The sequence below is a fragment of the Thalassovita sp. genome (assembly GCF_963691685.1).
Classification (GTDB): domain Bacteria; phylum Pseudomonadota; class Alphaproteobacteria; order Rhodobacterales; family Rhodobacteraceae; genus Thalassobius.
In genome coordinates this window covers 4,199,290-4,215,424 of the sequence record NZ_OY829290.1, presented here as the reverse complement: position 1 = coordinate 4,215,424, position 16,135 = coordinate 4,199,290, and the positions used below count along the sequence as shown (strand labels likewise).

The 16,135-nt window shown below is 60.3% G+C and carries 17 protein-coding genes; 8 read left to right on the top strand and 9 right to left on the bottom strand.

The features are described 5' to 3' along the window. Nucleotides 1-2: 2 nt before the first annotated feature. Nucleotides 3-1,580 carry a DUF5928 domain-containing protein gene (locus ACORLH_RS20465; RefSeq protein ID WP_058242301.1) on the bottom strand — a complete coding sequence of 526 codons (1,578 nt, stop codon included), beginning with the start codon at nucleotides 1,578-1,580 and terminating at the stop codon, nucleotides 3-5. Nucleotides 1,581-1,724: 144 nt separating this feature from the next. Here ACORLH_RS20465 and ACORLH_RS20460 point away from each other — a divergent pair, with 144 nt between their 5' ends. Further along, nucleotides 1,725-2,543, top strand: a complete 819-nt coding sequence (locus tag ACORLH_RS20460) for a sulfotransferase family protein (RefSeq protein ID WP_321830192.1) — start codon at nucleotides 1,725-1,727, stop codon at nucleotides 2,541-2,543. 25 nt (nucleotides 2,544-2,568) lie between these two features. Here ACORLH_RS20460 and ACORLH_RS20455 read toward each other — a convergent pair whose 3' ends face one another. Then, nucleotides 2,569-3,396 (bottom strand): FAS1-like dehydratase domain-containing protein, encoded by an 828-nt coding sequence (locus tag ACORLH_RS20455; protein WP_321830191.1) that lies wholly within the window; start codon nucleotides 3,394-3,396, stop codon nucleotides 2,569-2,571. Between the two features lie 41 nt (nucleotides 3,397-3,437). Between ACORLH_RS20455 and ACORLH_RS20450 the strand changes: the two genes are divergently transcribed. After that, the gene (locus tag ACORLH_RS20450; protein WP_321830190.1) at nucleotides 3,438-3,836 is read left to right on the top strand and encodes a VOC family protein; all 399 of its coding nucleotides are present in this window, start codon (nucleotides 3,438-3,440) and stop codon (nucleotides 3,834-3,836) included. On the opposite strand, the gene ACORLH_RS20445 is transcribed toward ACORLH_RS20450, so the two are convergent. From ACORLH_RS20445 to ACORLH_RS20435, 3 genes are all read right to left on the bottom strand, one after another. After that, nucleotides 3,833-4,375: an NAD(P)H-dependent oxidoreductase gene (locus ACORLH_RS20445; protein WP_321830189.1), complete on the bottom strand. Its 543-nt coding sequence runs from the start codon at nucleotides 4,373-4,375 to the stop codon at nucleotides 3,833-3,835. The two genes, ACORLH_RS20450 and ACORLH_RS20445, sit on opposite strands and share 4 nt — an antisense overlap. Before the next feature lie 149 nt (nucleotides 4,376-4,524). Then, a complete protein-coding gene (locus ACORLH_RS20440) occupies nucleotides 4,525-5,181 on the bottom strand; it encodes an OmpA family protein (RefSeq protein WP_321830187.1) in 657 nt (218 codons plus the stop codon). 171 nt (nucleotides 5,182-5,352) lie between these two features. Then, complete coding sequence (locus ACORLH_RS20435; protein WP_058242306.1) at nucleotides 5,353-6,207, bottom strand: methylated-DNA--[protein]-cysteine S-methyltransferase; 855 nt, start codon at nucleotides 6,205-6,207, stop codon at nucleotides 5,353-5,355. Nucleotides 6,208-6,308: 101 nt separating this feature from the next. On the opposite strand from ACORLH_RS20435, the gene ACORLH_RS20430 reads away from it, so the two are divergent. From ACORLH_RS20430 to ACORLH_RS20420, 3 genes are all read left to right on the top strand, one after another. Continuing rightward, entirely contained in the window at nucleotides 6,309-7,187 is an 879-nt protein-coding gene (locus ACORLH_RS20430) for a serine hydrolase domain-containing protein (RefSeq protein ID WP_321830186.1), read from the top strand. 91 nt (nucleotides 7,188-7,278) lie between these two features. Continuing rightward, complete coding sequence (gene nth, locus ACORLH_RS20425; RefSeq protein WP_058242308.1) at nucleotides 7,279-7,923, top strand: endonuclease III; 645 nt, start codon at nucleotides 7,279-7,281, stop codon at nucleotides 7,921-7,923. Further along, on the top strand, nucleotides 7,920-8,906 hold the full coding sequence (locus ACORLH_RS20420; protein WP_321830185.1) for an adenosine kinase: 987 nt from the start codon (nucleotides 7,920-7,922) through the stop codon (nucleotides 8,904-8,906). The genes nth and ACORLH_RS20420 overlap by 4 nt, the downstream gene beginning before the upstream one ends. Nucleotides 8,907-9,004: 98 nt before the next feature. Here ACORLH_RS20420 and ACORLH_RS20415 read toward each other — a convergent pair whose 3' ends face one another. After that, nucleotides 9,005-10,057 carry an FAD-binding oxidoreductase gene (locus tag ACORLH_RS20415; protein WP_321830184.1) on the bottom strand — a complete coding sequence of 351 codons (1,053 nt, stop codon included), beginning with the start codon at nucleotides 10,055-10,057 and terminating at the stop codon, nucleotides 9,005-9,007. A 66-nt stretch (nucleotides 10,058-10,123) separates the two neighbouring features. Here ACORLH_RS20415 and mnmD point away from each other — a divergent pair, with 66 nt between their 5' ends. Together mnmD and ACORLH_RS20405 are read left to right on the top strand one after the other, a co-directional pair. Further along, complete coding sequence (gene mnmD, locus ACORLH_RS20410) at nucleotides 10,124-10,813, top strand: tRNA (5-methylaminomethyl-2-thiouridine)(34)-methyltransferase MnmD (RefSeq protein ID WP_321830183.1); 690 nt, start codon at nucleotides 10,124-10,126, stop codon at nucleotides 10,811-10,813. Nucleotides 10,814-10,835: 22 nt separating this feature from the next. Further along, complete coding sequence (locus tag ACORLH_RS20405; RefSeq protein WP_321830182.1) at nucleotides 10,836-11,702, top strand: DMT family transporter; 867 nt, start codon at nucleotides 10,836-10,838, stop codon at nucleotides 11,700-11,702. Here ACORLH_RS20405 and ACORLH_RS20400 read toward each other — a convergent pair. Then, nucleotides 11,676-13,649 carry a lytic transglycosylase domain-containing protein gene (locus ACORLH_RS20400; protein WP_321830181.1) on the bottom strand — a complete coding sequence of 658 codons (1,974 nt, stop codon included), beginning with the start codon at nucleotides 13,647-13,649 and terminating at the stop codon, nucleotides 11,676-11,678. The genes ACORLH_RS20405 and ACORLH_RS20400 overlap by 27 nt on opposite strands. A gap of 171 nt (nucleotides 13,650-13,820) precedes the next feature. Between ACORLH_RS20400 and dapA the strand changes: the two genes are divergently transcribed. After that, nucleotides 13,821-14,693, top strand: coding sequence for a 4-hydroxy-tetrahydrodipicolinate synthase (dapA, locus tag ACORLH_RS20395; RefSeq protein ID WP_321830180.1), 873 nt, complete (start codon nucleotides 13,821-13,823; stop codon nucleotides 14,691-14,693). A gap of 25 nt (nucleotides 14,694-14,718) precedes the next feature. Here the strand turns inward: dapA and ACORLH_RS20390 are convergent, their stop codons facing one another. Then, complete coding sequence (locus ACORLH_RS20390) at nucleotides 14,719-15,159, bottom strand: hypothetical protein (RefSeq protein ID WP_321830179.1); 441 nt, start codon at nucleotides 15,157-15,159, stop codon at nucleotides 14,719-14,721. Between the two features lie 22 nt (nucleotides 15,160-15,181). Beyond that, a complete protein-coding gene (locus tag ACORLH_RS20385; protein WP_321830178.1) occupies nucleotides 15,182-16,084 on the bottom strand; it encodes a DMT family transporter in 903 nt (300 codons plus the stop codon). Nucleotides 16,085-16,135 lie beyond the last annotated feature (51 nt).

Here is a 16,135-nt window from a genome sequence, read left to right as displayed (position 1 = left end):
CCTCAGTCGGTAAACAGATAGTCAATGTTCACAATGTCATGCGCCGTGGATTCGGGAATGGCAAGAAATTGTGACACGGCCCGGGCATGGGCATCGCGCCCATCACTTTCGCGCAGGTAGTCGTGATTGCCGAAGTTTGCGTCACGAATCTGATCGCTTTCAAAGGTCAGGTCGTGGCGAATGGTGGGCAGCAGCCGTTCCAGCGTTTCCTTCGGTGTTTGATCCCCGGCCAGACCGATACGCATCGCGTGGCCTTTCAGGTAATCCTCGGAGAAGTTGACCTCAACCTCCAACAGGCGGGTGGTCGAACGGTCGCCACAGAAGTCACGCAGCAAATCCAGCGCATCCGGATCAAGGCAAATGATCAGGCGATCGGTTTCAAAATAGTCAAACAGCATCCGCATCAATGCCCGGCGGTGGCGGTGACGTTTGCCGATGGTTTTCTGAATGCCGCCCAGATCGGGCAGGGGGGTGCCCTCTTCGTTGAAGAGGTATTCGATGGCCGGGATGTTGGTCTGCTGGCGGATCTGCTCGACCAGCCGTTTGGCGACGTGCCATTTTTTGCAGATCACGATCAGCAGCTCACGTTCGCGCCCCAGTGAGCTTTCGGTTTCCCAGAACCGCATGCCAAACCGCCGCCCCACACGGCCCCGCCCGGTGAGGAATTTAAACAGGCTGCGTCCTTCGCCCGATATTTTGAACTCAACCCCTTCCGCCGCATAAAGCGCGCCCAGCCGCGCCCGAAGCTCCCGCGCTTCGGGGCTGATTTTCCGGGCAAAGAGGAAGTCCTGACTGAGCAGCATATCGTAGTGGTCATTGTAAAATGACACCGGCATGCCGTAGTCGGAAAACATCAGGAAGGTTAGCGTGCGCGTTTCAATCTCTTCTTCCGGGATCAGGTGGCGCACCAGGGTCTGGAAGAAGGTTTCATCCGGGATCCAGGTGGTGCGGAAAAACGCCATGACGTCTTTGCGCTTCTTGGTGAAATCGATGATCCACTCAATCGTGCGGCGGCGCAGACACCACCACTGGCTGCCGATCTGCACCTGAATGTCATGGGGGATCTCACGTTCCAGCCCGAACTTCTTTTGCAGCTGATAGGCCCAGTAGTAGCGTTTGGGCTGGGTGCGTTCGTTGAAGTAGTGGCGATAGATCAGCCGGTCTTCCTTCATGCCGGTTTTGATCCAGTCACTTTCAAAGAAATCAAAGCTTTCGATGAAGTCGCGGTGATTCTGTTCCAGGAACTGGTGAATGTACTGCGCCGATTTGATCGCCATACAGTCGCCGGACAGCATGTAGAAATGGGTGGCGCGCGGAAACGCCTCCATCGCGGTCTCAATCGCGTTTAGTGAGGCCTGTACCAGCGACCATTCACCCCAGCCACATTTGATGCGCTTTTTGGCGAAGGTCACATTGGGGTTGTCGCCCAACGCGTCCTGAATCTGCTGGAAATGGGCTGGTTTGGCACGCGCGTCAAAGTGGATCGACATATAGTCGCCAGCCGCCGTCAGACGCTCAGCCTGCTGGATGATCGCCTCTGGATCCTTATGGCACAGAAGGATGAACGCAATTCTTGCCATTTTTGGAAACGATCGCCCCTTTTAATCCAAGATTGTTTATATAGATACGGCGGAAGTGAGATTGAATAAACCAGTTAACTTTGGTTTTGTGAACAAAAGCATAAAGTTCCCCCACATGGGGTGAGGCCAAGGAGGCACAGCAGTATGGGTTTTCCCGGCACTTGGATGACCGAGAGCGAAAGCGTGGTGTACCGCGTTGTTCCCAAATGCGCCTGTTCAACCATCGGACAGATCATGTTCTATTCCGATCATGGTGAGTTCTTTGATGGCGATATCCATGACGCAAAATCGGGCATGCACAAATGGGCCTTCGAAGAGAGCCACGGCCCGATCAGTCACAATGTGACCAGCCACCAGTCCTATGCGTTCACCTGCGTGCGCAACCCTTACACCCGGATCCTGTCCAGCTTCTTTGACAAGATCTGCGGCATCCAGCGCAACGGCCGTCGCTATCGCGGCAATCTGGTGCCGATGCTGGTGCAGAAATACGGGATTGAGGTTGGTGGCGATGACGGCAAGCAGGAGTTTGACCAGATCGCCAGCTTCCGCCGGTTCCTGCTGTTTGCGCGCGATACCATTCGGTGGCGCAAGCCGATGGACCCCGATATCCACTGGTCGGCGATGTCAGGCCATGTCTCGACCTTTATCGCCAATGGCGGCCAGTATGATCAGATCTTCTGGACCGAGGATTTCAATGGCGGCATGCAAGAGGTGCTGGACCATATCGAAACCCCGTTTGAGGTCGATCTGAGCGAAATCCCGCGGTTCAACGAATCCGAAGGGCATGGCCCCAAACGCGCGCATCCGGTCGAAGACTACTTCGACGACCTGTCGATGCATCTGGTCTATGAGATCTACAAACGGGATTTTGAGCTGTTCAAATATGACTTCGAAAACCCCGGCAACAAGATGCCCATCGGGGAAATCGATCTGGATGAGGTGCACGCCAAACTTGGCGATTAAACGCTGAGTTTTTGCCGCACCGGGATCAGCTGGCTTTGGCCGTCATATTCTGGCGGCCGTCCGGGCCGCGCACCCACAGCGTACCATCGTCACGCCAGCACAGCGTCGCCGCCTCATGATGCATCAGCGGTGAGGTGGCGCGAAATTCAAAACGGCTGAGCGGGCCAAGCTGGCGCTCCGCCAGCAACATCAGCAGTTGCGCCAGCAAAGGGCCGTGGCTGACTAGCCCATCATAGCCCTCGGTCTGGCGGCTGTAGGCCTCATCATAATGGATGCGGTGGCCGTTGAAGGTCAGGGCGGAATAGCGAAACAGCAGCGTGGTGTCGAAGACCGCAGGCTCCGCATGTGTCTCATCAACCGGGGCAACCGGCGGCTGCGGCTTGGCGGCATCAGGTGCGGGGTCTTCGCGGTAGACCAGATCCTGAAACTCGCGGGTGGTCAGCTGGCCGTCCTGCATAATGTCATGTTGCAGCGTGACAAAGCCCAAGGGCCCGCTGCGCCCGGTCTTGCGGCTGATATCGGCAACGGTGGTGATCTTCTCGGCGGCAAGGCCAGCGCGCAGGGGGGCGTGAAACTCCAGCCGCCCACCGGCCCACATCCGTCGGGGCAGACCCAGATCGGGGATCACGCTATTGTCTGAGGCCCCCGTGGCCGGGTGCCCGTCGCGGCCCAACTCAGCCGGAGGCAGCGCCTGCCAAAAATAGATCTGATGGAAAAACGGCGGCAGCGTGTCACCTGTTTGCATCGCTGCCGGACGGCCAAGTGTCGCCAGCAGGGCAGCGGCACGGGCGGGGTCCATCACATCGGTTTGACGCATCTCACGGGGCGGGGCATTTTGGGCCAGATTTTCCATGGCGTCAGGTTAGGCGTCTGTCAGCAAAGGGGCAAACCGATATGGCTGTGAAAGTTTCGGGGCTGGATCATTTGGTGCTCACCGTTGCGGATCTTTCTGCAACTGTGGCCTTTTACACCGATGTTCTGGGCATGGAGATGCAGCGGTTCCGGGCAACGGATGGTAGCAACCGTTGGGCGCTGCGCTTTGGGGCGCAGAAGATCAATCTGCATCAGGCCGGGCATGAGTTTGAGCCCAAGGCCCGGCTGGCCACCCCCGGGTCCGCCGATCTGTGTTTCCTCAGTGAGGAACCGCTGGCGGGCTGGCAGGCCCATTTCGCCGCGCTGGGCATTGAGGTTGAGGATGGCCCGGTGCCGCGCAGCGGCGCCACAGGGCCGATCACCTCACTCTATCTGCGGGATCCGGACGGCAATCTGATCGAAGTCAGCAATCGCGCTTAGGCCGGAACACTCTGGCTGGCGACCGTGTCTTTCAGCAGGGTCGTCAACTCTTCTAGGGCGATCAGATAGCGTTCGTTTTCCAACCGGCCTGTTTCAAATTCCTTGCCTGCAAAGGCCACGCAGACCGCTGGCCCGGCCACGACATTGGCGCGCAGCGGCGCCAGGAAGTTGCGCAGCACATATTGTGCGGTCTCACCCCCGGTGCGGCCAGCGGCGGCTGACATCACAGCAACGGGTTTGCCGGACAGCACCTTGCGGCTGTCGCGGCTCAGCCAGTCCAGCGCGTTTTTCAACACGCCCGACGGGGCCTTGTTGTATTCCGGGGTGGAAATCAGGATGGCCTCAGCGCTCAGCACCTGATCGGCCAGGGTTTTTACCTTTGCGGGCAGGCCTTCGGCGGCTTCCAGATCGCCATCGTAAAGCGGCAGGTTCAGATCGGCTTCAACCACCTCACCGCCGTAAAGCGTTGCTGCTTCGGCCAGAAGTTTGCGGTTTACGCTGTCGCCCCGCAGGGAGCCGGAAATGGTGAGAATGCTCATGATGTTTCCTCAAAATGTCTTGTTCGCTGAGGGCGATCTAACCCAGTGACGGCACAGAAATAAACCGGCTGCAGCGCAAAGCGACTGTGCGCTGATGCAAAAAGAGCGCCCTTTTCGGGGCGCTCTTGTGCGTTTGGATATTGTGCCGATCAGTTTGGCAGGATCACAATGTCGACCCGACGGTTCTGTGCCCGTCCTTCCGGGGTCAGGTTTGAAGCAACCGGCTGATCTTCGCCACGGCCAATGGGGCGGACGCGGTAGTCACTGACGCCACTGTCGACCAGAATGGCGGCCACGGCATTGGCGCGGCGCTGGCTGAGATCCAGGTTATATTCGGCCGAACCGGTGTTGTCGGTGTGGCCCAGCACCTGCACGGTGCTTTCCGGGTAGCGGTTCAGGCTGGTGGCCACAGCGGCCAGATCATCCCGCAGCGCGCCCGCTACAAAGGTGCTATCGACGGCAAACAGGATGTCCTGCGGCATGGTCACGATCAGGCGGTCGCCGGTGTTGGTGATGGTGACGCGGTTGTCCAGGCTTTCGCGCAGCTCGGCCTCCTGGGCGTCAAGACGCTGACCAATTGCACCGCCAAGCGCGGCCCCTGCGATGCCACCGATGATCGCGCCCTTTTTGTTATCGTCCGCGATGATCGCACCGGAGACAGCCCCGACCAGACCACCCAGAATGGCGCCTTCACGGGTGTTTTTGTTGGGATCATCCTCACCCATGTAACGGGTGTCCATACAGGCGGTGACGGTCAGCAGCGACGCGCCTGCCAAAAGAAGGGAGAGTTTCGATGCTCGGATCATGTGAGGCCTCAATATCATAATTGTCGCTCCGCCTACGCGGGTTGGCGGTATCTTAGACCTATCATAATAGCGCTTGACCAGATCAGGGGGAAAAACTCGGCAGTATTCCGCGCAAATCCCTGTGATCTTTGATCCTGTGCACCCTGCGACACGGGCGCGGTGTCACGACTGTCAGGCTGCGTCGCTCTGGCTGTCACCTTCAGCGCGGGCGGCCTCATAGGCCAGCAACGCACGTTTCACCGGCAGACCCCAGTGATAGCCGCCAAGTGCGCCGGATTTGCGCAGCGCGCGGTGACAGGGAATCAGCCAGCTGACCGGGTTACGCCCCACCGCCGTGCCTACCGCACGCACCGCTTTGGGATTGCCGATCGACTGGGCGATTTCCGAATAGGTGGTGACCTGGCCCGATGGAATGCGCAGTAGCGCCTCCCAGACTTTGATCTGAAAGGGCGCGCCGATCATATGCAGTGCGGTCTGACCGCTCTGGGCAAAGGCGGCATCGACCAGCGGACGCAGCATCATCGGATCCTCAACATAGGTCGCTTTGGGCCAGCGGGACAGCATATCCTCCATCGCGGGTTCTGTGCCGGTTTCGGCAGCAAAGGCCAGACCGCACAGTCCCTTTTCCGTGCCCATCACCAGCGCCAGCCCAAAGGGGCTGTCATACCAGCCCCAATAGACGGTCAGACCTTCCCCACCACGGGCGTATTCGCCGGGGCTCATCGCCTCCCACCGGATGAACAGATCATGCAGGCGTGAATTGCCCGACAGGCCCACCTCATGGCTGACCTCCAGCGTGGTCATGTGATCGCGCAGCAGTGATTTGGCGTGGTCCAACGTCAGATATTGTTGGTAGCGTTTGGGGGATACCCCGACCCAGCGCGAAAAGATCCGCTGGAAATGGGCCGGGCTCATTCCCAGCTGTGCGGCAAGATCGCTGAGGCTCTGATTGGGCGCACCATCGTCGATCAGATCAATGGCCCGACGCATCACCTGATAATGGTAGCTCTGATCCTCGGTGCTCATCTTGCTCTCCTTCGTGTCTTGCGGTCTGACCTTATGGGGCGTCACGCCGATGCACGACCCGGATCTTGCGCAATGTGCCAGACCTGCGCAAGGTGGCCGACATGACAGATCGATTTCTCTCCGCCGGGCTGGACAGTGACGGCCGTGTCTTTCGCGATGATGCGCCCGGCGCGCTGCTGCCTTGGTGGAGCTTTACCAAAACACTGATTGCGGCCTGTGTCCTGATCCGGGCCCGCGAAGGGTTTATGGATCTGGATGCGGAAATGCCGGGCCGGCCCTACAGCCTGCGCCAGTTGATGACCCACACCAGCGGGCTGCGGGATTACGGGCCGGTGGGCACCTATCAACAGGCGGTTTCCGCCGGGGAGGATCCCTGGCCGGTGGCCAAACTGCTGCAGGAGGCGCGCGCCGACGATCCGCTGGGCCCGCCGGGCAGCAAATGGTGCTATTCCAACATCGGTTATATGTTCCTGCGCTTTGCCCTGGAGGTCAGCGAAGGCGCCCCCCTGGGGGAGGTGATCCATAGCCGCCTGATCGCGCCGCTTGGCCTGAAATCCCCCCGTATGGCCATGACACCTGCGGATTTTGCCGCACTCACCTGGGATGCGGATGGCTATCATCCTGGCTGGGTCTACCACGGGTGTATGATCGGGTCGCCTGCAGATGCAGCGCGTCTGCTCTACGGTATTCTGCATGGTGATCTGCTCAGCGAGGCTGAGAAAGAACAGATGATGCAGCTGTCGCTGAACGAAGGGGCGATTGACGGCCGGGTGTGGCGCACCACCGGCTATGGTCTGGGACTGATGATCGGGCAAACGGAACATCACGGGCTGGCGATTGGCCACACCGGCTGCGGCCCGATGTCTGGCAATCTGGTGGCCTATTTCCCGCAGTCAGGCGTTACCGTTGCCAGTTTTTCCCGCGGCGGGGATGAGGCCCCAGCCGAATGGGAAGCGCTTCGGGTGATCTCTTCTCGTTGAAAAACAATGGGTGAGCCGTTACTGGAAGAAGGCCCCCACCGGGCAGACTTCGACAGCCAGACGCCAACAGCAATCGGACCCGCCCTTTCTTATGGCCAAGCAACTTGACTATCACACCATCCGCGAGATCTTTACCCGGTTTCAGGCCTCAGAAGCTGAGCCCAAAGGGGAGCTGGATCATGTGAATGCCTATACGCTGGTGGTGGCTGTGGCCCTGTCGGCGCAGGCAACGGACAAGGGGGTCAACAAGGCTACGGCGGAATTGTTCAAGATCGCAGACACGCCGCAAAAGATGCTGGATCTGGGTGAAGAACAGCTGATCGAGCATATCAAAACCATCGGCCTTTATCGCAACAAGGCCAAAAATGTCATCAAGCTTAGCCGCATTCTGGTCGAGGAATATGGCGGCGAAGTGCCCAACAGCCGCGCCGCCCTCGAAAGCCTGCCAGGGGTCGGTCGCAAGACAGCCAATGTGGTTCTCAACATGTGGTGGCACTACCCCGCACAGGCGGTGGACACCCATATCTTTCGCTTCGGCAATCGCTCCGGCGTTTGTCCGGGCAAAGATGTGGTGGCCGTGGAACGCGCCATTGAGGATCACATCCCCACCGACTTTCAACAACACGCCCATCATTGGATGATCCTGCATGGGCGCTACATCTGCACAGCACGCAAGCCCAAATGCAACGCATGCCACATCCGTGACCTGTGCCAATTTGAGGATAAAACCCCATGAAAAAGTATCAGGTTGTCGGCATCGGCAACGCCATCGTTGATGTTCTCAGCCAGTCAGATGACAGTTTTCTGGATCTGATGGGCATTCAGAAAGGCATCATGCAGCTGGTTGAACGCGAACGTGGTGAGCTGCTTTATGGCGCCATGGAAAACCGCAAACAGGTGCCGGGTGGTTCGGTTGCCAACACCTTGGCAGGCCTTGGCAATCTGGGGCTGACCACCGGCTTCATCGGCCGCGTTCATGACGATGCGCTGGGCCGGTTCTACGCTGAGGAAATGGCAAAAGACGGTTCCACCTTCGTGAACCCGCCGGTGGCCGGGGGCGAACTGCCCACCTCGCGCTCGATGATCTTTGTGTCGCCCGATGGCGAACGCTCGATGAACACCTATCTTGGCATCTCGTCCGAGCTGGGCCCGGATGATGTTTCGGATGAGGTCGCAGGTGATACCGAGATCCTGTTCCTTGAGGGCTATCTCTACGACAAACCCAAAGGCAAAGAGGCCTTTGAGCGCGCAGCCAAACTGTGTCAGGCCGCCGGTGGTAAAGCCGGTATCGCCCTGTCAGATCCGTTCTGTGTGGACCGTCACCGGGGCGATTTTCGCCGTCTGGTGAAAGAGTTGGACTACGTGATCGGCAATGAGCACGAATGGTCCTCGCTTTATGAAACCGATCTGTCCTCCGCCCTCGAACAGGCCGCGCAGGATGCTGGCATGGTGGTCTGCACCCGGTCCGGCCACGATGTGGTTCTGCTGCGCGGCGATGAAAAGGTCAGCGTGCCCGTAAATGAAATCACCCCGGTTGACGCCACTGGCGCCGGTGATCAGTTCGCCGCCGGCTTCCTCTTTGGCTATGCCACCGGCGCCTCGCTGGAGGTTGCTGGCCGCATGGGCTGTATCGCCGCCGCCGAGGTGATCAGCCACTTCGGTGCCCGGCCCGAGGCAAACCTGCCCGGCCTGTTCCGTCAGGCGGGCCTGATCGACTGATTGGTTGAGGGACCTTCGAGAAATTGGAAAGGGGCGCTGCGGCGTCCCTTTTTTTTGATCTACCGGATCGCGAGCCTGACCTTGTAGGTGGCTTCCGTCTAAAAACTCGCCTCGGGCCGGAATGCCTCGGGGATCCTATCCACATCCTCCAGCAGCAGGTCGGTCATGACCTCGGCCACCTTTGGCGCCATGCCGAAGCCGATCTTGAAGCCACCGTTTGCGATGAACTGACCGGGATGCAGCGGATGGGTCCCCAGCACCGGGGCGCGGGATCGGCTGCGTGGGCGCACCCCGGCCCAGCGATCAACCACCTCGGCGTCGCGCAACAGGGGCACCGCCTGCCGGGCGCGTTCAATCACGGCCTCCAACTGGTCATCAACCGATGTTGGATCGTCATACTCACGCTCACTGGTCGAACCGATGGCCACGGTACCGTCCGCATGTGGCACGATATGAACGGTATCGGCAAAAAGCTGTGGCGCGGTCTTCAAGGCGTCACGCGCATCCGGCCCGAGACGTAGCGATGCGCCTTGCCCCTTGATCCCATTGCCAAAAACCCGCGGACGCGCTGCGGTGATTTTCTGCAGATCCGCCACGCCGGTGGCCCATAGAACCTGACCCTCTGCCATGCCATCGCTGACAACCTCGCCCCCCTTGGCGCGGATTGCAGCGACCAATGCGGCACAGGCGCGACGGGGATGCATCCGGGCGGTCAGCGTGTCGTGGATCAGAAACCCTGTTGGGCTGATCGGGGCCCAATCACCAGCCTCAGCCGCCGGGATGACCTGCCACTGCGCCAGACCGCGCCACAGATCCTGCGCGGTTTCGGCCCTTGCCCGCGCCAGATCCAGCGTATGATCATCGGCGATCGGCTGCAACCGGCCGGTCCGGCCATAGCCTGCGCTTTTGCCGCCGGCATCCTCCACCGCCTGCCAGAATCCCTGCGCCATGATCAGGCTGTCGAATTGGAACGCCTTCTTGGTGTTCCAGTTTTCGGGCACATGCGGGGCCAAGGCGCCGACGACCCCGCCGCTGGAACCGGCCCCCGGCCCAAAGGGATCAATGACTCGCACCCGCGCGCCACGCTGCAGGCAAGTCCAGCCGATCGACAGGCCAAAGATGCCTGCGCCGTAGATCGTCACATCCGCCATTGCCATTACCCTCGCCCCGCTGCATTGTCCCGGCCTTGTTCACCAGCTTCCTTAAGGGATCCCCAGATGCAAGACCAGCGTGCCGAGTTGGAATGGCGCGAGGACCGTATTCCGGTCTCGACCCGGTTTGATGATCCGTATTTCTCACTGGAAAACGGTCTGGCTGAAACCGGCCATGTGTTTCTGGCGGGCAATGACCTGCCTGCGCGGTTCCGGGATGGGTTTCATGTGGCTGAACTGGGCTTTGGGACCGGTCTCAACCTGCTGGCAGCGTTGCAGATGTGGCGCGCCTCCGGCGTGGCGGGCAAGCTGCATTTCACCACGTTTGAGGCCTTTCCGATGACGCCTGCGGAAATGATCCGGGCGCAGGCAGCCTTCCCCGAAATTGCGGAGATTGCGGCGGATCTGGAACCTCATTGGTCTGACGATCTGCATCGGATTTCCCTGCCCGATCTGGAATTTGAAATGGTGCGCGGCGATGCGCGCGAAACCTTGCCGTTGTGGCAGGGCAGGGCGGATGCCTGGTTCTTGGATGGGTTTTCGCCTGCCAAAAACCCCGAGCTCTGGTCGCCCGAGCTGATGGGGGCGGTTGGCGCCCATACGGCACCGGATGGAACGGCGGCAACTTACACTGCGGCGGGCTTCGTACGTCGTGGTCTGACCGATGCGGGTTTTACGGTAGAGCGTATCCCCGGCTATGGCCGTAAAAGGCATATGACGGTGGCCCGCATGTCTGGGCTGGCCGCGCAGGGCTAATCACAGCAGCGGAGGGCAGCGCATGAGTGGCAATAACACGAAGCTGGGCATCATCCTGATGGCCGCCACAACGCTGGTCTTTGCACTGCAGGATGGCATCTCGAAACATCTGGCGGCGGAATATAACACCTTCATGGTGATCATGATCCGCTACTGGTTCTTTGCGGCCTTTGTGATCGCCATTGCCAGCCGCGCCTCTGGCGTTATGAAACAGGCCGCGCGCACGGATCAGCCGCTGATGCAAAGCTTTCGCGCGGTGCTGCTGGTGGCGGAGATCTGTGTGGCGGTTTACGGCTTTACCCTGTTGGGTCTGGTCGAAAGCCACGCGGTTTTTGCCGCCTACCCCTTGATGATTGCCGCCCTCAGCGGGCCGGTTCTGGGCGAAAGAGTCGGCTGGCGGCGCTGGGTGGCGATCGGCTTTGGCTTTATCGGTGTATTGATCATTCTGCAGCCCGGCTTTGGCGTCTTTCAGGTTGAAGCCTTGGTGCCGTTCCTGTCGGCCCTGATGTTTGCACTTTATGGTCTGCTGACCCGCTATGTGGCCCGCAAGGACAGCGCTAGCACCTCATTTTTCTGGACCGGAACGGTGGGGTCCGTTGCGATGACCGCGGTGGGCATTTGGTTCTGGCAGCCGATGTCAGGCGGGGATTGGATCTGGATGGCAACCCTCTGTGTCAGCGGCGCCTTTGGTCACTTCCTGCTGATCAAATGCTATGAGGTGGGCGAGGCCAGCGCAGTGCAGCCCTTTGCCTATCTGCAGTTGGTTTTCGCCTCCGCGCTGGGGGTCACGCTCTTTGACGAAACGATCCGTTGGAACGTGGCGCTTGGCGCTTCGATCATTGTGGCGGCCGGTCTCTTCACCCTATGGCGAGAGCGGCAAAACGCTTGAGCCTTTCAGCTCTTTGGTAAAGGGCTGCGGCAGGGGATCCTTGCCCAGCTGCGCGCGGTAGGTCGGCAGGCTTTCGGCCACGCGCATGACGTAATTGCGGGTCTCATTAAACGGGATGAACTCAATCCAGTCGATCACGTCCACTTTGGCGGATCGTGGATCGCCGCGGTCCTGCATCCAGCGGGTCGGCCGTTTCGGCCCGGCGTTATACCCTGCCGAGACCAGCAGCACATTGCCATCAAATTCCTCACCCAGCTGCGCCAGATAGGCCGCCCCCAGCAGGGCGTTATACTGCCAGTTCGTCAGCATCGCCGCCGGATCATGTTTGACGCCAATCCGCTTCGCCACCAGTTTGGCAGTGGCGGGCATCACCTGCATCAGCCCCTCCGCCCCAGCATGGGACACCACCGAGGGATCAAATTCACTTTCACGTCGGGCGATGGCCAATGCCATTTCCGGCTGCGCCGCCAATTGGGTCTGGGTCAACGGGTGCAGCGGGTAATAGGGGTTGGCGATGGTCAGTCCGCGTTGGGCAGCCTGTTTGCCCACCATCACCGCCAGATGCGGTTGCCCCAGCTCAATCAACAGATCCCCCAATTGGTGAGTCTCAGCCTCGGGCAGGGTTTCGGTCATGTGGCGCAGGAACCGTTCAGCCAGCACCAGATCCCCGGCATTGATCAGCAGCAGTGCGGCCTCAAAGTTGCTGGAGCCCGCAAAACCAGCCTGCTGCCAGCCCGGGTGGCGCGTCTGTCCGGTCAGCGCGGGATCAAACGCCACGCCAACCTTTTCGGCCGCCAGCAGACCGTAGAAACTGGTCTGATACTGTGCCCCAAATGAATATGCAGCCTTAGCGGCCTCTGTGTTGCCCAGGGCCTCCTCAGCGCGGCCCTGCCAATAGCCGGCGCGGCCCAGCGAAATGGGGGTGAAGACGTCTGCGCGGAAGTTTTCAAAATGGCTCTTGGCCAGATCGGGGCGGTTCAGGAACCGCAGCGCCAGATAGCCCGACAGCCATTCCAGATCGGCAAAGTTGCGCCCCGTCGTCAGCCCGTGTTGTGAGGCCAGTTGATAGGCCTTTTTCATCTCACCAGCGCGCATCAACCGGCGGGTCAGGTCGCGGCGCGACCGGCCCCAATTGTCGGCCTGCCCCAGCTGGTCGGGGCTGCGGTCAAGCATCAGTTCGATCGCATCCGCGCGCCGCCCTTTGCGCAGCCGCCATTGATACCGTTCATAGGCCAGCCCGGGATCATTCGCGAGCGCTGCGGGCACAGCGGCGATCAGCCCGTCGACCCCTTTGACATTGCGCTGCAAACCGCGCCGTGCGGCGGCCAGGGCCTGCCAGTCTTTGCCGACAAGGGGCACCATATCTGCGGTGTTTTGCTGCCAGCCTTTCCACAGTGCCATGTCCAGCCGGGCGGTGTGATGGGGCGCCAGAACCTTGCCAAATTCCGCCCGCAGGGCCGCGTTTTCGCCGGATTTGAGCGAGATGCTGCGCCAGCCTGCAATCACGGCGGCCTCAGCCTCATCTTGTTTGCCGGTGGACTGCAAGGCTTTGGCGTAGCTCAGCAATCCAACCCCGGTCTGCGGTGACTGCGGCGCATAAAAGGCGATGATCTGTGCCGCGGATCCCTTGGCCATCGCCGGTTCCATCCGTTTGCGCAGCAGTTTCAGCCCCGGCCAATCGCCGCGCCTCTCCAAAAACGCGCTGACCTCAGCCGCGGTGCCCTCAGCAGCGCGCAGCCGGTGCCATTCCACCAGATCGGTGGCCACCGCACCACCCGCGCGGGCCGCCAGTGCCTCGGCCTTGGTCCAGTCTTTGGACGCAACCGCATTCAGGGCCGCCGCAAGGGGCTTGGGCCCGGCTGCTGCCCCCGATTCGGGGGTGCCAGACGCTTGCGCCAGCGCACCACTGGACAAGGAAATGCAAAGAAGAAGGGGAAAGAGGCGCATGATGACTTGCGTTTCCAAAGGATCCGGGGATAGACAACCGCAGCTTATGTCCGGCGGTCCTATGGGGCAAATCACGACGGCGACATCCCGCCACCCTTTGGACCATCCCGCCGGTAAGCCACGATTAATCATCTGGGCCTGTTGCCCGCCACGACGAAGAAGGAGTGTCGCATGTTCAAAGGATCTTTTCCTGCATTGGTCACGCCGTTCAAAAACGGCGAGCTGGATCTGGAGACGCTCAAGAAGCTGATCGAGTGGCATATTGGTGAAGGCACCAATGGGTTTGTGCCGGTTGGCACCACGGGCGAAAGCCCCACCCTGACGCATGAAGAGCATGAAACCGTGATCGAAGAGGTGGTGAAAGCCGCCGCTGGCCGTGTGCCGGTGATTGCAGGTGCCGGCAGCAACAACACGCTGGAAGGCATCCGTTTCATGCAGCACGCCGAAAAGGTGGGCGCAGATGCAGCGCTGGTGGTCACGCCTTACTACAACAAGCCGACTCAGCGCGGCTTGATTGCGCATTTCACCGCACTGCATGACTGCTGCGAACTGCCGATCATCATCTACAATATTCCGGGTCGTTCTGTGATCGACATGACCCCGGGAACCATGGGTGAGCTGGCCAAACTGCCACGCATCATCGGTGTGAAAGACGCCACCGGCGATATCGCCCGCGTCAGCCAGCAGCGCGCCGCCTGCGGTGCCGATTTTGTGCAAATGTCGGGTGAAGACGCCACTGCACTGGGCTTCAACGCGCATGGCGGGGTTGGCTGCATCTCGGTCACCGCAAACGTTGCACCGAAGCTTTGCGCCGAGTTCCAGGCCGCCACCCTGGCAGGCGATTACGCCAAAGCACTGGAATATCAGGACAAGCTGATGCCGCTGCACGAAGCGATTTTTATTGAGCCAGGTCTGGTTGGCGCCAAATACGCCATGTCGAAACTGGGTCTGTGCAGCGAAGAGGTGCGTCTGCCGCTGACCGGCCTGAGCGACAGCACAAAGGAAGCGCTGGACGCCGCAATGGCCCACGCTGGCCTGCTCTAAGCCGCAGCACTGTTAGAAATTCGGATCACCCGGGCCTTTGGTCCGGGTGTTTTCGTTTCAGGTATAGCAATAAAGCTCCTGAAACAGGCATCGCCATTATCGCAACCGCCAGCATCAGGTTTGGAACGAAAAACGCGGTGTAGAGCACCTCGGCGCAGTCAAATGAGGCGAGTGTCAACGCGCCAGTAACGATCAATAAAACGCCCACAAAGAAACAAATCTCAAGCGCCCTAGGGGCCGTGAGGAATTGGAAACTGCGCATGGCGAACGGCACTGCAAACAAAACGAAGGCCAGGGCCATAGCGCCATCATCGCCACCAGAGCTTAACAGCGCTTGGCAAGAAAACGGACCGTCAGGCCCGCGTGCTGCAAATTCCAGCGGACCAAATCCGAAGCTGTAACCAACCATGATCATCTCGCCGAGACACAGGAAGTAGATCGTTGAGGCCAGAAAATAACGGTACATCAGCTGATTCCTGAGGCAAAAGTTAGGAGCGCCGCGGGTTCGGTCTTTGTTTGCCGCGCCACAGGATGAACAGGCCGGAGAGGACGATCAGACCGCTACCGATGGCCATGTAGCCGTCAAAGCTTTCGTCAAACCAGACCACGCCGATCCCGACGCCAAACAGCAGGCGCGAATAGCGGAAGGGCGTTACGGCGGAAACCTCACCGGTGCGCATGGCTTTCATCAGGGAACTATAGGCAAAAATGCCGACGCAGATCACAATGGCCAGCAGGCCAAGGTCGGTCTGTGTGGGGGCGACCAGCGGTTTGCCTTCCCAGATCAGGAACAGCCCGCCCGCGGTGGCCAGTGACAGAAACCCGTAAAGCCCCAGCGTTGATGTGCTGAGTGTTCCCGGCGCGGCGCGGCTGGCCAGATCGCGCCCGGCGAACCCCAGCATCCCCAGCACCGCCAGAACCGACAGCATGGTGAAACTGTCCCCGGTCGGACGCAGAATCACCAGAACGCCGGTCAGGCCGATCAAAATCGCCATCCAGCGCCGCCAGCCCACCTTTTCGCCAAAGATCAGCGCCGCCGCGGCCACAACAACCAGCGGGGTGGCCTGCAGGATCACTGTGGCTGAGGACAAAGGCGCCAGCGCAACGGCCAGCACGTAAAACAGACGGCCTAGCACCTCAAACACCACGCGGATACGCATCGGCAGGGACAGCACGTCAGGATGAAACAGCCGCTGCCCGGTGGCCAAGAGGTGCAGCGCAAACACAACTGCCCCGCCAAGGCCAAAGCACAGCATCACCTGCCCGACGGAAACCGTCAGCGCCGCCTGTTTCAGCAGCGCATCCTCAATGGCAAAGAGCACCATCGCCAGCACCATCCAGAGGGCGCCGATCAAATTGGCTTGGCGCAGGTCGGTGGCAGCGGTGGTCATGGGGTGGCCTTTCACGAGAAGTGTCGCGCAAGAGCCACCACAGATTGTGGG

Bases quoted from the DNA above. Each gene is read 5' to 3' on its own strand.
- ACORLH_RS20430 (WP_321830186.1), top strand. From the start codon at position 6,309: ATGACAGATCGATTTCTCTCCGCCGGGCTGGACAGTGACGGCCGTGTC.
- ACORLH_RS20435 (WP_058242306.1), bottom strand. From the start codon at position 6,207: ATGAGCACCGAGGATCAGAGCTACCATTATCAGGTGATGCGTCGGGCC.
- mnmD (WP_321830183.1), top strand. From the start codon at position 10,124: ATGCAAGACCAGCGTGCCGAGTTGGAATGGCGCGAGGACCGTATTCCG.
- ACORLH_RS20420 (WP_321830185.1), top strand. From the start codon at position 7,920: ATGAAAAAGTATCAGGTTGTCGGCATCGGCAACGCCATCGTTGATGTT.
- ACORLH_RS20390 (WP_321830179.1), bottom strand. From the start codon at position 15,159: ATGTACCGTTATTTTCTGGCCTCAACGATCTACTTCCTGTGTCTCGGC.
- ACORLH_RS20400 (WP_321830181.1), bottom strand. From the start codon at position 13,649: ATGCGCCTCTTTCCCCTTCTTCTTTGCATTTCCTTGTCCAGTGGTGCG.
- ACORLH_RS20465 (WP_058242301.1), bottom strand. From the start codon at position 1,580: ATGGCAAGAATTGCGTTCATCCTTCTGTGCCATAAGGATCCAGAGGCG.
- ACORLH_RS20445 (WP_321830189.1), bottom strand. From the start codon at position 4,375: ATGAGCATTCTCACCATTTCCGGCTCCCTGCGGGGCGACAGCGTAAAC.
- ACORLH_RS20415 (WP_321830184.1), bottom strand. From the start codon at position 10,057: ATGGCGGATGTGACGATCTACGGCGCAGGCATCTTTGGCCTGTCGATC.
- ACORLH_RS20440 (WP_321830187.1), bottom strand. From the start codon at position 5,181: ATGATCCGAGCATCGAAACTCTCCCTTCTTTTGGCAGGCGCGTCGCTG.
- ACORLH_RS20455 (WP_321830191.1), bottom strand. From the start codon at position 3,396: ATGGAAAATCTGGCCCAAAATGCCCCGCCCCGTGAGATGCGTCAAACC.
- dapA (WP_321830180.1), top strand. From the start codon at position 13,821: ATGTTCAAAGGATCTTTTCCTGCATTGGTCACGCCGTTCAAAAACGGC.
- ACORLH_RS20460 (WP_321830192.1), top strand. From the start codon at position 1,725: ATGGGTTTTCCCGGCACTTGGATGACCGAGAGCGAAAGCGTGGTGTAC.
- ACORLH_RS20385 (WP_321830178.1), bottom strand. From the start codon at position 16,084: ATGACCACCGCTGCCACCGACCTGCGCCAAGCCAATTTGATCGGCGCC.
- nth (WP_058242308.1), top strand. From the start codon at position 7,279: ATGGCCAAGCAACTTGACTATCACACCATCCGCGAGATCTTTACCCGG.
- ACORLH_RS20405 (WP_321830182.1), top strand. From the start codon at position 10,836: ATGAGTGGCAATAACACGAAGCTGGGCATCATCCTGATGGCCGCCACA.
- ACORLH_RS20450 (WP_321830190.1), top strand. From the start codon at position 3,438: ATGGCTGTGAAAGTTTCGGGGCTGGATCATTTGGTGCTCACCGTTGCG.